This window comes from Sulfitobacter sp. KMM 9851, assembly GCF_057178245.1.
On sequence record NZ_CM169991.1, the window covers coordinates 1,430,223 to 1,444,301 of the forward strand.

General features: G+C 60.6%; 11 protein-coding genes. 9 read left to right on the forward strand and 2 right to left on the reverse strand.

The window, feature by feature from the left end:
- Positions 1-13 precede the first annotated feature (13 nt).
- Both purL and AC1965_RS06995 read right to left on the reverse strand, forming a co-directional pair.
- The gene (gene purL, locus AC1965_RS06990; RefSeq protein ID WP_483886563.1) at positions 14-2,173 is read right to left on the reverse strand and encodes a phosphoribosylformylglycinamidine synthase subunit PurL; all 2,160 of its coding nucleotides are present in this window, start codon (positions 2,171-2,173) and stop codon (positions 14-16) included.
- Positions 2,174-2,490: 317 nt separating this feature from the next.
- A complete protein-coding gene (locus AC1965_RS06995; protein ID WP_483886564.1) occupies positions 2,491-3,402 on the reverse strand; it encodes a LysR family transcriptional regulator in 912 nt (303 codons plus the stop codon).
- 171 nt (positions 3,403-3,573) lie between these two features.
- Between AC1965_RS06995 and AC1965_RS07000 the strand changes: the two genes are divergently transcribed.
- From AC1965_RS07000 to AC1965_RS07040, 9 genes are all read left to right on the forward strand, one after another.
- The gene (locus AC1965_RS07000) at positions 3,574-6,987 is read left to right on the forward strand and encodes an indolepyruvate ferredoxin oxidoreductase family protein (protein ID WP_483886565.1); all 3,414 of its coding nucleotides are present in this window, start codon (positions 3,574-3,576) and stop codon (positions 6,985-6,987) included.
- Between the two features lie 90 nt (positions 6,988-7,077).
- Complete coding sequence (locus tag AC1965_RS07005) at positions 7,078-7,965, forward strand: lysophospholipid acyltransferase family protein (protein ID WP_483886566.1); 888 nt, start codon at positions 7,078-7,080, stop codon at positions 7,963-7,965.
- A gap of 10 nt (positions 7,966-7,975) precedes the next feature.
- On the forward strand, positions 7,976-8,785 hold the full coding sequence (locus tag AC1965_RS07010) for a glutamate racemase (RefSeq protein WP_483887002.1): 810 nt from the start codon (positions 7,976-7,978) through the stop codon (positions 8,783-8,785).
- Positions 8,786-8,823: 38 nt separating this feature from the next.
- Positions 8,824-9,852, forward strand: coding sequence for an N-acetyl-gamma-glutamyl-phosphate reductase (argC, locus tag AC1965_RS07015; RefSeq protein ID WP_483886567.1), 1,029 nt, complete (start codon positions 8,824-8,826; stop codon positions 9,850-9,852).
- 7 nt (positions 9,853-9,859) lie between these two features.
- The gene (gene ccmE / locus AC1965_RS07020; RefSeq protein WP_483886568.1) at positions 9,860-10,303 is read left to right on the forward strand and encodes a cytochrome c maturation protein CcmE; all 444 of its coding nucleotides are present in this window, start codon (positions 9,860-9,862) and stop codon (positions 10,301-10,303) included.
- Positions 10,304-10,381: 78 nt separating this feature from the next.
- On the forward strand, positions 10,382-10,993 hold the full coding sequence (locus tag AC1965_RS07025) for a holin-associated N-acetylmuramidase (protein ID WP_483886569.1): 612 nt from the start codon (positions 10,382-10,384) through the stop codon (positions 10,991-10,993).
- Complete coding sequence (locus AC1965_RS07030; protein ID WP_483886570.1) at positions 10,984-11,559, forward strand: holin family protein; 576 nt, start codon at positions 10,984-10,986, stop codon at positions 11,557-11,559. Before AC1965_RS07025 ends, AC1965_RS07030 begins: the two co-directional genes overlap by 10 nt.
- 74 nt (positions 11,560-11,633) lie before the next feature.
- The gene (locus AC1965_RS07035; protein WP_483886571.1) at positions 11,634-13,598 is read left to right on the forward strand and encodes a heme lyase CcmF/NrfE family subunit; all 1,965 of its coding nucleotides are present in this window, start codon (positions 11,634-11,636) and stop codon (positions 13,596-13,598) included.
- Positions 13,595-14,047: a cytochrome c-type biogenesis protein gene (locus AC1965_RS07040; protein ID WP_483886572.1), complete on the forward strand. Its 453-nt coding sequence runs from the start codon at positions 13,595-13,597 to the stop codon at positions 14,045-14,047. The genes AC1965_RS07035 and AC1965_RS07040 overlap by 4 nt, the downstream gene beginning before the upstream one ends.
- Positions 14,048-14,079: the final 32 nt, after the last annotated feature.

The following is a 14,079-nucleotide window of genomic DNA, read 5'->3' on the forward strand; positions in this document are numbered from 1 at the left end:
AACCAAATGATGCTTAGGCAAACGTCGCGCCAAAGGTGGTGGCGAAGGTGACGCGCAGATCGGCGAGCGGTGCGGTGCTGGTGCCGAAGCTGACACGGTCGCCGCCGAAAGTGCCGACTTGGGCCGCGGGAATGCCTTTGGCCTCGGCGGCGGCAATCAGGGTGGCGGCTTGGTCGCTGGAACAGGCCAGCAGATAGCGGGCCTGGTCTTCGCCAAAGAGCGTCGCGGTGTCGTCGCTGTCCAGCGTGACGCCCATATCTGCGGCTTCGGCCATTTCGAACGCGGCCAGTGCCAGCCCGCCATCGCTGAGGTCGGTACAGGCAGTAACCTTGCCCGCCAGCGCACGCACGAAATCGCCGTGGCGGCGTTCGACCGCCAGATCGACATGCGGGGCATCGCCCTCGGCGCGGCCAAAGGCCTCGGACAGCAGGGCGGATTGGCCCAGGTGACCAGTGGTGGTGCCGATCAGCACGGCAACATCGCCGCTTTTCAAGGTTTGGGTGATGATCTTGTCCGTGTGATCCAGCAGGCCAACGGCGCCGATAGTGGGCGTGGGCAGAATGCCTTTGCCGTCGGTTTCGTTATATAGTGATACGTTGCCCGACACGATCGGCATGTCGAGCGCCAACACAGCTTCGCCAATGCCTTTGATGGCGCCGACAAACTGCCCCATGATCTCGGGCTTTTCGGGATTGCCGAAGTTCATGTTGTCTGTGGTGGCCAATGGTTTGGCCCCAACGGCGCAGAGGTTGCGGTAGGCTTCGGCCACGGCCTGCTTGCCGCCCTCGACCGGGTTCGCCTTGACGTAGCGCGGGGTCACATCGGAGGTAAAGGCCAGCGCCTTGTCGGTGCCGTGTACACGCACGATGCCAGCACCCCAGCCCGGTGTGCGGGCGCTGTCGCCCATGACCATGGTGTCATACTGCTCGTACACCCACGCTTTCGACGTGTGATTCACACTGCCGATCAGGGCGCGCAGCCCTTCGATTGCGTCAATCTGGGGGGCATCCGTCAGCGGCGTGGCGGCGGGGGTTTCGACCCAGGGGCGGTCGTATTCGGGTGCGGTGCTGGCCAGTTTGGACAGCGGCAGGTCCGCTTTGACCTCGCCGTTGAGGCAGATCAGAAAGCGGTCTTCGGGCAGTGTTTCACCGACGATGGCAAAATCGAGGTCCCATTTGTCAAACACGGCCTTCGCTTCGGCCTCAAGCTCTGGCCGCAGGACCATCAGCATACGTTCCTGCGATTCCGATAGCATCATTTCATAGGCGGTCATGTTCAGTTCGCGCGTTGGCACCTTTTCGAGGTCCAATCGTACGCCGAGGCCGCCCTTGTCACCCATTTCGACGGCAGAACAGGTCAGGCCCGCAGCGCCCATATCTTGAATGGAGATCACGGCACCGGTCGCCATCAGTTCGAGCGTCGCTTCCATCAGGCGCTTTTCGGTGAAGGGGTCGCCGACCTGGACGGTGGGGCGTTTTTCCTCGATCGTGTCGTCGAACTCGGCGCTTGCCATGGTGGCACCGCCAACGCCGTCACGCCCGGTTTTGGCACCAAGGTACACAACAGGCATGCCCACACCGGAAGCAGCGGAGTAGAAAATCTTGTCGGCATCCGCGAGGCCGGCCGCGAAGGCGTTGACCAGGCAATTGCCGTCATAGGCCGCGTCAAAGCGGACTTCGCCGCCGACAGTCGGCACGCCAAAACAATTGCCATAGCCGCCGACGCCCGCCACGACGCCGTGTACCAGTTGCCGTGTCTTGGGGTGGTCAGGGCGGCCAAAACTGAGCGAGTTCATCGCCGCGATGGGGCGTGCGCCCATGGTAAAGACATCGCGCAGGATGCCGCCCACGCCGGTGGCCGCGCCCTGATAGGGTTCGATGTAGGAAGGATGGTTGTGGCTTTCCATCTTGAAGACCAGCGCCTGACCATCACCGATATCGACCACGCCGGCGTTTTCGCCGGGGCCGCAGATGACCTGCGGGCCGGTCGTGGGCAGGGTGCGCAGCCATTTCTTAGACGACTTGTAGGAGCAGTGTTCGTTCCACATCGCCGAAAAGATACCCATCTCGGTATAGTTCGGTTCACGCCCCAGAATGTTCACGACTTCTTTGAATTCGTCAGGGGTGAAGCCATGGCTGGCGATCAGTTCTGGCGTGATGGCAGGTTCTTGCATGGTTTGGTCCCCGACTGGCGCATTTGCGCCCTCATACAAGGGGTACGGCGTGGGGGAAAGGGGGTATGGACGTTGAGTGTGTGCGCAGGCCGACAATCAAGCAGCGGGATATGGCGCTTGCGGTTGGCGCAAAAAAAAAGGCCGAGCTAAAAGCTCGGCCAAGTCCAACAGGGAGGTATGAAGCGACGCACCCTCGGGCGGTCAATCTTCATAATGATGAAATAGGGGGCAGGGGTGCACGGATCAAGGCAGAAAAGCCAAGCAATACGGCATGGCGGATATGCGCCTAGCGCATGGCTAACTGTGCTTGCCGATGACTACGTCTGGGTATTTGTCTTTTCGCGCAATTGCTTACGGTACGAAATGATCTCATCTTGGACGAAATCCTTAAAGGCGGCGACGCGTTTTGATTGCCGCAATTCCTCAGGGTAGGCGAGATAGACAGGGACATCGGCCGACTCGACCTCGGGCATGACCAGCACCAGATCAGGAAAATCCTGCGTCAGGTAGTCTGGCAACACACCGATGCCCAGATTGTGCAGCACGCCCTGCAACACACCGAAATAGTTGTTCACAGTCAGCAAAGAGCGCACGTCATGCAGCATCAGTTCTTTGACCAATTGCAGCCCCGCGCCGACTTGATCGCTTTCCGTATTTTGGCAAATCAGCCGGTGTTCCGACATATCTTCCATACGTTTCGGCGTGCCATTGGCGGCCAGATAGGTCGGACTGGCGTACATGCACATGCGCACCGTCATCAGCCGTTTGCGGATCAGATCGGCCTGCGAGGGTTCTTTCATGCGAATGGCGACATCGGCCTCGCGCATCGGGAGGTCGAGGACACGTTCCTCAAGCATCAGGTCAACCTTGAGGTCGGGGTATTTCTCGTAAAGTTTGGGCAGGCGCGGGGCCAGCCAGAGCGTGCCGAAGCCGGTAGTGGTAGTGACGCGCAATTCGCCAAACACTTCTTCTTCGCTGTCGCGGATGCGTGCGGCGGCGGCATCAAGGCGTTTGGTCATCGCGGTGGTGGCGTCGAACAACAATTCGCCCTGTTCGGTCAGGATCAGCCCGCGGGCATGGCGATGGAATAGATTCGTGTTAAGCTGCTCTTCCAGTCCGCGGATCTGGCGGCTGACGGCGGATTGCGACAGGTTCAGCTTGTCGCCGGCATGGGTCAGAGACCCGGCATCGGCCACGGCGTGAAAAATCCTTAGTTTGTCCCAATCCATCGTGCTTCTTTCCTTAGCTGGCCTCTCTCCTATCGCAATTGCAGGAAAAAGACAGGGGAAAGCGGTGCGCCAGGGACCGCCAGCGCACAAAATATTTGCTATACAGGTCAGCAATGGTGACCTATATACGTCTCAAACCATGCAAGACTGACGTGACCAGGGAGGCCCGCCATGACGACGCAAAAGATTTCACTCAATGATCGTTTCGACCTAGAGAAAAGCCCGGTGCTGTTGAACGGCACGCAGGCGCTGGTGCGGTTGATGATGATGCAGTCGGCCCGCGACAAGGCGGCGGGGCTGAATACGGCGGGATATGTCACAGGCTATCGCGGTAGCCCTCTGGGTGCCGTCGATCTTCAGATGCAGCGGTCCGAGAAAAAGCTGGCCGAGCATAACGTTAGGTTTGAGCCGGGTCTGAACGAAGATCTGGCCGCTACGATGCTCTGGGGGGCACAGCAGGCTGAGTTGCGCGGCGAGGGCAAGTACGACGGTGTCTTTGGTCTGTGGTACGGCAAGGGGCCGGGCGTCGACCGCACCGGCGACGTCATGCGGCACGCCAATATGGCGGGCACGTCGCAGCATGGTGGTGTGCTCATGGCGATGGGCGATGACCACACCGGCGAATCCTCGACAGTGCTGCACCAGTCCGAATGGGCGATGGTGGATGCCTATATGCCCGTGGTGTCACCCGCAGGCGTGCAGGAAATTCTGGACTACGGCATTTACGGCTGGGCGTTGTCACGTTTCTCTGGGCTTTGGGTCGGTCTTAAGACGATGAAAGACACGGTTGAGGCAACCAGCGTCGTTAACGGTGATCCGAACCGCATGAAGCTGGTGATCCCTGAGTTTGACATGCCGCAGGGCGGGCTGAACATCCGTTTGGGCGATACGCCGCACCTGCAAGAGGCGCGGATGATCGACTACAAGCGTTTCGCGGCAGAGGCGTTCAGCCATGCCAACAAGATGGACAAGCGGATGTGGGGCAAACGCGGGGCCAAGATCGGTTTTGCCGCGGCGGGCAAGAACTGGCTCGACCTCGTGCATGCGCTGAGCCTGCTGAACATCGACGAAAACGAAGCCGAGCGGCTGGGGATCACGACCTATAAGATTGGTCAGACCTTTCCGCTGGACATGCATGGCTTTCACGACTGGGCCGATGGGCTGGATTTGATCGTGGTGGTCGAGGAAAAGCGCAAGCTCATCGAGATTCAGATCAAAGAGGCGCTTTTCTCTGACACCCATCGCCGCGTTTATGGCTGGCACAAGGGGGGTGCGGGTATGGAACATGGCGAAGAGCTGTTCCCGACCCGTGGCGCGTTGGACCCGATCCTTATTGCCGAAAAGATTGGCGGTATCCTGTTGGAGGAAGGCCGCGAGACCGATGGTATTCGCGCCGGGCTCGAAGCGCTGAGCGAGGCGCGCCGGTCGGACAACGCCGAGGACATCGCGGCACGGCTGCCGTATTACTGTGCAGGCTGCCCGCATAACTCATCGACCAAAGTGCCCGAGGGCAGCCGCGCCTATGCCGGTATCGGCTGTCACTATATGGTGCAGTGGATGGACCGCGAGACCACAGGCTTTACCCATATGGGGGGCGAAGGGGCAAACTGGATCGGCGAAGCACCATTTTCCAACACCAAGCATGTGTTCCAGAACCTTGGCGATGGCACCTACAACCACTCGGGCGTGCAGGCGATCCGCGCTGCGTTGGCGGCGGGCACCAACATCACCTACAAAATCCTGTACAATGATGCTGTTGCCATGACCGGCGGGCAGCACAACGAAGGTGATTTGGACGCCTACCGCATCGTTAAGGAATTGCAGGCGATGGGGGTAAAGCACCTTGCCGTTGTCTATGACGAAAAAGAAGATGTCGATCTGGCGCGGTTCAAAGGCGTGGAGGTGCATGAACGCGCCGAAATGCCAAATGTGCAAAAGGCCTTTCGCGAGCATGAGGGCGTCAGTGCGATTGTTTATATCCAGACCTGCGCCGCCGAAAAGCGCCGCCGTCGCAAACGTGGGCTGTTCCCCGACCCGGACAAGCGTGTGTTCATCAACGAAGACGTTTGCGAAGGCTGCGGCGATTGTGGCGTGCAGTCGAATTGTGTGGCCATCGTCCCCAATGAAACGGAGCTGGGCCGCAAGCGCGCGATTGATCAGTCGTCGTGCAACAAAGACTATTCCTGCGTGAACGGCTTCTGCCCGTCTTTTGTGACCTTGGAAGGTGCCAAGATCCGCAAAGATCCGACAACCGAGATCGTGCTCCCCGATCTGCCACTGCCGCAATTGCCTAAGATTGACGGCACGCACAACGTGGTGATCACGGGTGTGGGCGGAACCGGTGTGGTGACCATCGGCGCGCTGCTGGCGCAGGCAGCACAGCTTGATGGCAAAGGTGCCGGCATGATGGAAATGGCGGGCCTCGCGCAAAAGGGTGGCGCGGTGCATATCCACTGCCGTCTGGCCGAACGTCCCGAAGATATCAGCGCGATCCGGGTCGCCACGGGCGAAGCCCATGCGCTGATCGGTGGCGATCTGGTGGTGTCTGCCGGGCACAAGACATTGGGGCTGACCCGCGCTGGGCGCACCGGAGCGGTTGTGAATTCGCACCAGATCATCACGGGGGATTTCACCCGCGATACCGAATTCCAATTGCCCTATGACCGTCTGACACTGGCGCTGGAGGCACGGCTGAAAGACGATGTGGCGATGTTTGATGCCTCTGATCTGGCAAAGGCAGCGCTGGGCGATTCCATCTACTCCAACATGATGATCTTTGGCGCGGCGTGGCAGCGCGGCCTGCTGCCGCTGACCCTGGAAAGCCTGCAAGAAGCGATCCGTATGAACGGCGCCGCGGTCGAGCGTAACCTGCGTGCCTTTGACATCGGGCGCTGGGCGGTGCTGTACCCTCAGGATGCCCTGAAGGTCAGCCAACCCAAGGTGATTGACCTGCCAAAATCCCCGGTGGACAAGATCGCCTACCGGATTGATCACCTGAAAGCCTATCAGGGCAAAGGGCTGGCCAAACGCTATGCCAAGATGCTGGATGGGATTGCCGATGGCACGGTAAAGGCCGCCGTGGCGCAGGGCTATCACAAGCTGTTGTCCTACAAGGATGAATATGAGGTTGCCCGCCTGCTGATCACCAGCCGCGACAAGGCGCGCGCCGAGTTTGATGGCGACTTCAAGATGACGTTTCACATGGCACCGCCGCTGATTTCGCGCATGGGGCCAAACGGCCGCCCGCAAAAGCGCGAATTTGGTCAGTGGCTCGAAGGTCCGTTGCGGGTGATGGCGCGGTTGAAGCCGCTGCGCGGCACACCGTTCGATCCCTTCGGCTATACCGCTGAGCGCAAGATGGAACGGTCGCTGATCAAGCAATATGAAGGCGACATGGCCGAAGTGCTGCCAAAGCTGACCGATCAAACCCGCGATGCCATCGTGGCGCTGGCCGAACTGCCGCTGCAAATCCGCGGCTTTGGCCCGGTGAAACAGGCAAACGAGGCCAAGGCCGCAAAGCGCCGCGAAGAACTGCTGGCCGTGATCCGCGCAGGCGGGACGGCCACGGCGCAGGCGGCTGAGTAACGCACGACGTCCTTTGTCACACAGGCGTTGCAGAACTGCCATAAAGGGGTCAGGGCAAACCTGCCTTGGCCCCTAACGCCGGAGACAGCAGTGAAATCGCAGTCGTTGAGAACCGCACGTGACATCAGCTATGCCCATTCTGCCCGATCCAAGGGGGGGCGGGCGCTGATCCGAGCGATGGAGAATACGACGGGGCGCCTGTCGTTGGTCAAACGCGCGCGCGGCTATGAGGATGCGGTTGCGCGCGGAGAGAGCTTTTTCGACGTCATGGTCGACCGATATGGGCTTAGCCTTGAGGTTGTGGGCGGCACCCTCGACAATATCCCAAGTGACGGACCGCTGATTGTCATTGCCAATCACCCTTACGGCATTCTGGACGGGCTGATGTTAGGCCACATCCTTTCGCGCACGCGCGGAGATTTCCGCATCATGGCCAATTCGGTATTCAACCGCGCGCCCGATCTCATACGCAACCTTCTTCCGATCAGCTTTGACACCGACAAGGCGGCGCTGGCGCTGAACCTTGAGACCCGCAAGACCGCGCTGGCATATCTGGGGCAGGGCGGCGTCGTGGGCATCTTCCCGGGTGGCACCGTCAGCACCGGGGCCACGCCGTTTGGGCCGCCGATGGACCCGCGCTGGCGCAGCTTTACCGCGCGGATGATTGCCAAATCGAACGCCACAGTCGTGCCGATTTATTTCGATGGCCACACGGGCCGGTTGTTTCAGATCGCGAGCCACCTGCATGCCAACCTGCGCATGGGGTTGCTGATCAAGGAATTTCGCAAACGGGTCGACACCCCGGTGCGCGTGGCGATCGGCACAGCCATCCCGCGCGGCGCGTTGCAGCCTATGGTGGGCGACGCAAAAGGGATGATGGATTTCCTGCGCAAAGCCACTTATGAGTTGTCACCGAACCCCGACAAACGCTTTGATCTGGGGTATGAATTTGAGGATCGGCATCGCGCCGACAGGTGACGGAAAAGCCATGGCAGTCGGTATTTTTGATTCGGGATTGGGCGGGCTGACCGTCTGGGAAAAGGTGCAGGAACGTCTGCCAGAGGTGGAGTTTGTCTATCTCGCCGACAGCGCCCATGCGCCCTACGGTGTGCGCACGGCGGATGACATCTATAACCTGACCTGCGCGGCGGTGCAGCGGCTGTTCGATGCGGGCTGTGATCTGGTGATCCTGGCCTGCAACACTGCCTCGGCGGCGGCGTTGCGCCGGATGCAGGAAGGCTGGGTGCCGCAGGGCAAACGCGTCTTGGGTGTGTTTGTCCCGCTGATCGAGGCAATGACCGAACGCCAGTGGGGCGATAATTCGCCGCCCCGCGAAGTTGCGGTGAAACATGTGGCGCTCTTTGCCACGCCGGCCACCGTGGCCACCCGCGCGTTCCAGCGCGAACTGGCGTTTCGCGCCATCGGGGTCGACGTTGAGGCGCAGGCCTGTGGTGGTGTTGTCGATGCCATCGAAGACGGCGATTTCATTCTGGCCGAAGCGTTGGTGCGCAGCCATGTGGATGCGCTGAAACGCAAGATGCCGGAACCGCAGGCGGCTGTGCTGGGCTGTACCCATTATCCGCTGGTGCAGGAGGTGTTTCAGGAGGCATTGGGCCCGCAGGTGCAGGTGTTCAGTCAGGCATCGCTGGTTGCCGCGTCGCTGGCCGACTACCTTGAACGGCATCCGGGCATGATGGGCGAGGGGCAGGCCGCGTTTCTGACGACGGGAGACCCCGTTCGTGTCAGCACCCGAGCGACACAGTTCCTGCGACGACAAATCACATTTGCTGCCGCCTGACCTTGCGCTAACCTGATATGATATCGACGGAAATTGACATGACACATAACATCGCCATCCTTGGCGCCTCTGGCTATACCGGGGCAGAATTGATCCGGCTGATCGCTGGACACTCATCTATGAAAATCAAGGCCTTGGGGGGCAACTCCAAGGCCGGGCAAAGCATGGCAGAGGTGTTTCCACACCTGCGCCATATGGACCTGCCGCCGCTGGTCACCATCGAGGATATCGACTTTTCACAGATCGATCTGTGTTTCTGCGCATTGCCGCATAAGACGTCTCAAGAGGTTATCGCGGCGCTGCCTGCGGACCTGAAGATCGTCGATCTTTCCGCCGATTTCCGCCTGCGCGATCCCGAAGATTATGCCAAGTGGTACGGTAACAAACATGCCGCCCTCAAACAGCAGGAAGAAGCTGTTTACGGGCTGACCGAATTTTACCGCGACGAAATCGCCAAGGCCCGTCTGGTGGCGGGCACGGGCTGTAACGCGGCGACGGGGCAATTTGCCCTGCGCCCGTTGATCAGCGCCGGGGTGATTGATCTGGACGAGATCATCATGGACTTGAAATGCGCCGTTTCTGGCGCGGGGCGGTCATTGAAGGAAAACCTGCTGCATGCCGAGCTGAGCGAGGGCTATCACGCCTATGCATTGGGTGGTACACATCGGCACCTGGGCGAATTTGATCAGGAATTTTCCGCACTGGCAGGGCGGCCGGTAAAGGTGCAATTCACCCCACATCTGGTGCCTGCCAACCGCGGAATCCTTGCGACCTGCTATGTTAAGGGTGACGCGCAAGCCATTCATAATGCGTTGAATTCAGCCTATGAGAGTGAACCGTTCATCGAAGTGCTGCCCATGGGCGAAGCCCCCAGCACGCGACATATCCGCGGGTCGAACTTTTGCCACATCGGTGTTGTCGCAGACCGGATCGAGGGGCGGGCGATCGTGGTGGCGGCGTTGGACAACCTGACCAAAGGGTCCAGTGGTCAGGCCCTTCAGAACGCCAACCTTATGCTGGGTCTGGACGAAACAGACGGCCTTATGATGGCGCCGTTGTTCCCATGAGGATGTCATGAAGAGCCTAAAAAAACAGCGCCGTATTCAGGTGATCGCCGTTGCGGTGGTGGCCTTGACGCTGTCCAGCGTGCTGATCGGCTATGCCCTGCGCGACGGCATCAACTATTTCCGTGCTCCCAGTCAGGTGATCGCCGAGCCGCCCGGCCCGGCAGAGGTGTTTCGCATCGGTGGTCTGGTCGAAGAAGGCACGCTGGTACGCGGCGAAAGCGAGACGATCCGCTTTAGCGTGACCGACGGCGGGGCGACGGTGCCGGTGATCTACAAGGGTGTGTTGCCTGACCTCTTCGAGGAGAACCAGGGCATGGTCGGCACCGGTAGCTACATTAACGGTGTCTTTGAAGCCACTGAAATACTTGCCAAACATGATGAAACATACATGCCTAAAGAAGTCGTTGACGCGTTGAAGGAACAAGGCGTCTACCGCGAAAACGACAGCTGACAGCGTACGCTGTCTATCGTCATCGTTAACGAAGTTCTGCCCAGACTTGCCGCATAGAAACGGTAAGGAGCGGTGGAAATGCAGTCTGTTCATGACATTGCGCAAGGCATCGTGGCCCGCGAGGGTGGCTTTGTGAATGATCGCGATGATCCGGGCGGCGCCACGAATTTTGGTGTCACGATCCACACGATGCGGCGGTTGGGGCTGGATCTGACCGGGGATGGCCGGGTCGACGTGTCGGATGTGCGCAGCCTGACGCGGGCGCAGGCGGTCGAGATATTTATCAAACACTATTTCGACGCACCGCTGATTGCGGAGTTGCCGGAACCGCTGCACGCGACGGTGTTTGATATGTATGTCAACGCGGGCGGCAACGCGGTGAAAATTCTGCAACGGCTGCTGCGCGACATGGGCCATGATATCGCGGTCGACGGTGCGCTGGGGCCGCAGAGCATTGCCGCCGCCCATGCCGCGATGCGCGCGGCACCAGATCATCTGGTTGATGCCTACGGGATCGCGCGGCGAAACTACTACTTTCGTCTGGCCGACAGACGCCCCGCCAGCCGCAAATATGCCCGCAACCGTGCGGGCGGCAAGGGGGGCTGGATCAGGCGAGCCGAGGAATTCATCACACCGCAGTACCATCTGAGCAAGGCGGCATTTGAGCAAAGGGTGGCAGAATGGCGATGATCGAACGGATTTTTAGCATGATATTTGGCGGCAACCGCAACGTCGTGCGCGAAACCGTCGAGGTGTTTCGCGAAAACGCCGAGGCAGGTGCGCAACGCGCGCAGGTGGTGCAGGGGCAGGCTATGGCACAATATGGCGCCGAATTTGCCGTTGCCCGGCAGGGCGGGTTTGATCGGTTCATGGATGGGGTGAACCGTCTGCCGCGCCCGATGCTGGCGCTTGGCACGCTGGGCCTGTTTGTTTCGGCCATGGTAAATCCGCTGTGGTTTTCTGAACGGATGCAGGGAATTGCGCTGGTGCCAGAACCGCTGTGGTGGCTGCTGGGGGTGATCGTATCGTTCTACTTTGGCGCGCGGCATCAGGCCAAGGCGCAGGATTTTCAGGCCGCGATCGTGGGCAGTATGGCGCGGGTGCCGCAGGTGGTAGAGAACATCGAAACGCTGCGCGACTTACGCGCCGATGCGGTGCGCGCGGCTGCGACGGGCAAGGACGCGCGGCTGACATTGGCTGTGGTTCAGCCTGACGCCAACGCAGCCCTTGCGGCCTGGCGCAGGCGGGAACTCTGACTGCGACGCTTTGCGCAGTCAGGCGGCGCAGATTGGCATGGCTTAGGGGGCTTCGGCCCCCTATAGTTTGCGCTATGATTACAGAACTTGGACATTTCGCACTGGTGCTGGCCTTTGGGGTCGCGCTGATACAGATGGTGGTGCCCATGTGGGGCGCCCAGCGGCGCAATGCGGCCCTGATGGCGGTGGCCGAACCTGCTGCGGGGGCGCAGTTTGCCCTGATCGCGCTGGCCTTTGGGGCGTTGATGTGGGGATTCATTTCGTCGGATTTCAGCCTGCGCCTGGTGGTTGCCAACAGTCATTCGGCCAAGCCGCTGTTGTACAAGATCAGTGGCACCTGGGGGAATCACGAGGGGTCGATGCTGCTGTGGGTGCTGATTGTGGCCCTGTTTGGCGCGATGGCGGCGTGGTTTGGTGGAAATCTGCCGCCAAGTCTGCGGGCGCGGGTACTGTCGGTGCAGGCGGCAATTGGCGTGGCCTTTCTGGCCTTTATCCTGTTCACGTCGAACCCGTTTTTGCGTATGGCGACGCCGCCTTTTGATGGGCAGGATCTGAACCCGCTGCTGCAGGACCCAGGTTTGGCCTTTCACCCGCCATTCTTGTATCTCGGATATGTGGGGCTAAGCATGTCGTTCAGCTTTGCCGTGGCGGCGCTGATCGAGGGGCGTGTGGATGCCGCATGGGGGCGCTGGGTGCGGCCCTGGACCTTGGCCGCGTGGATATTCCTGACCATCGGCATCGCACTGGGATCGTGGTGGGCCTATTACGAATTGGGCTGGGGCGGTTTCTGGTTCTGGGACCCGGTGGAAAACGCATCGTTCATGCCTTGGCTCTTGGCGGCGGCGCTGCTCCACTCGGCCATCGTCGTGGAAAAGCGCGAAAGCTTGAAAAGCTGGACGATCCTGCTTGCGATCCTTGCCTTTGGGTTTTCGCTGATCGGTACGTTCATCGTGCGCTCGGGCCTGCTGACGTCGGTACATGCCTTTGCCAACGATCCCGAACGCGGGCTGTTCATTCTGGCCATTCTGGGTCTGTTCACCGGCGGGGCGCTGATCCTATTCAGCCTGCGCGCCGGTGCGCTGGAGGCGCGTGGGGTTTTTGGCCTCGTCAGCCGGGAATCTGCGTTGATTGTGAACAACTTGCTGCTGGCGGTGGCCTGTTTCGTGGTCTTTGTCGGCACCATGTGGCCGTTGCTGGCCGAGATGTTCTTTGACCGCAAACTGAGCGTTGGACCACCGTTCTTTAACGCTGCCTTTACGCCTTTTATGGTGGTGCTGGGGCTGGTGTTGCCAGTCGGCAGTGCGATGCCTTGGAAACGGGCGCGGATCGGGCGGGCGCTGTATCCGCTGCGCTATGTGTTTGTGCTGGCGGTGGCGCTGGGGGGGCTGGTCTTTGCGATACAGTCGGGTCGCGGGCTGTTAGGGCCTGTGGGCATGTTCCTGGGGGCCTGGCTGATCATGGGTACAGGCGTGGACGTGATGCAGCGGTTGGGCCGTGGGCCGGGGCGTTGGGGTCGGTTGCGGCGCCTGCGACGTGCCGATTGGGGCAAGGCGACCGCGCATGCCGGTCTTGGCGTGACGATGGCGGGCATTTCGGGCCTGATGGCCTGGGCGGTGGACGATATTCGCGTCGCGCGCATTGGCGAGGCCTTTGATGTGGGCGCCTATACGCTGACACTGACGGGGGTCAACGAGGAACGGGGACCCAATTACCTGACGACGATGGCGCAGGTGACGCTGGCCCGTGACGGACAGGAAATCGCGCAACTGCGGCCTGAGAAACGGTTTTACCCGGTGGCGCAGATGCCGACCACGGAGGCCGCCATTGACTACAATCTCGCGCGCGACGTCTATGTGGTGATTGGTGATGCGCAGGATGGCGGTGGCTGGGCGGTGCGGACCTATATCAAACCGATGACGATCTGGATCTGGATTGGCTGCGCTATGATGGCGCTTGGCGGGTTGCTGAGCCTGAGTGACCGACGTTTCCGTATTGCTGCCGGGGCGCGCAAGGACGCAGCGGCGGTGGCGGCAGAATGAAACGTCTGGTTTTGATTCTAATGCTGCTGGCCGCGCCGCTGATGGCGGTAGAGCCGGACGAGGTGTTGGATAACCCGGTGCTTGAAGCGCGGGCGCGTGAACTGTCTCAGGGGCTGCGCTGTCTGGTTTGCCGCAACGAAAACATCGACGAAAGCAATGCCAGCCTGGCGCGCGACTTGCGTCTGCTGCTGCGCGAGCGGCTGGTCGAAGGCGATAGCGATGCCGAAGCGGTCGACTTTATCGTGGCACGTTACGGCGAATATGTTTTGCTGAACCCGCCGGTTACCGGGGCCAACTGGCTGCTGTGGGCTGCGGGGCCGCTGATGTTGCTGCTTGCTGGGGGGCTTGGCGGGTTCTATTTGCGGGGTCGCGCCCGCGGTCAGAATGCCGCCGAGATACCGCTTAGCCCCGAGGAAGAGGCACGTTTGCGCGACATTCTCGATCCGTGACGTGCGGTTTTACTGGCAGTGCAGCACTGCTT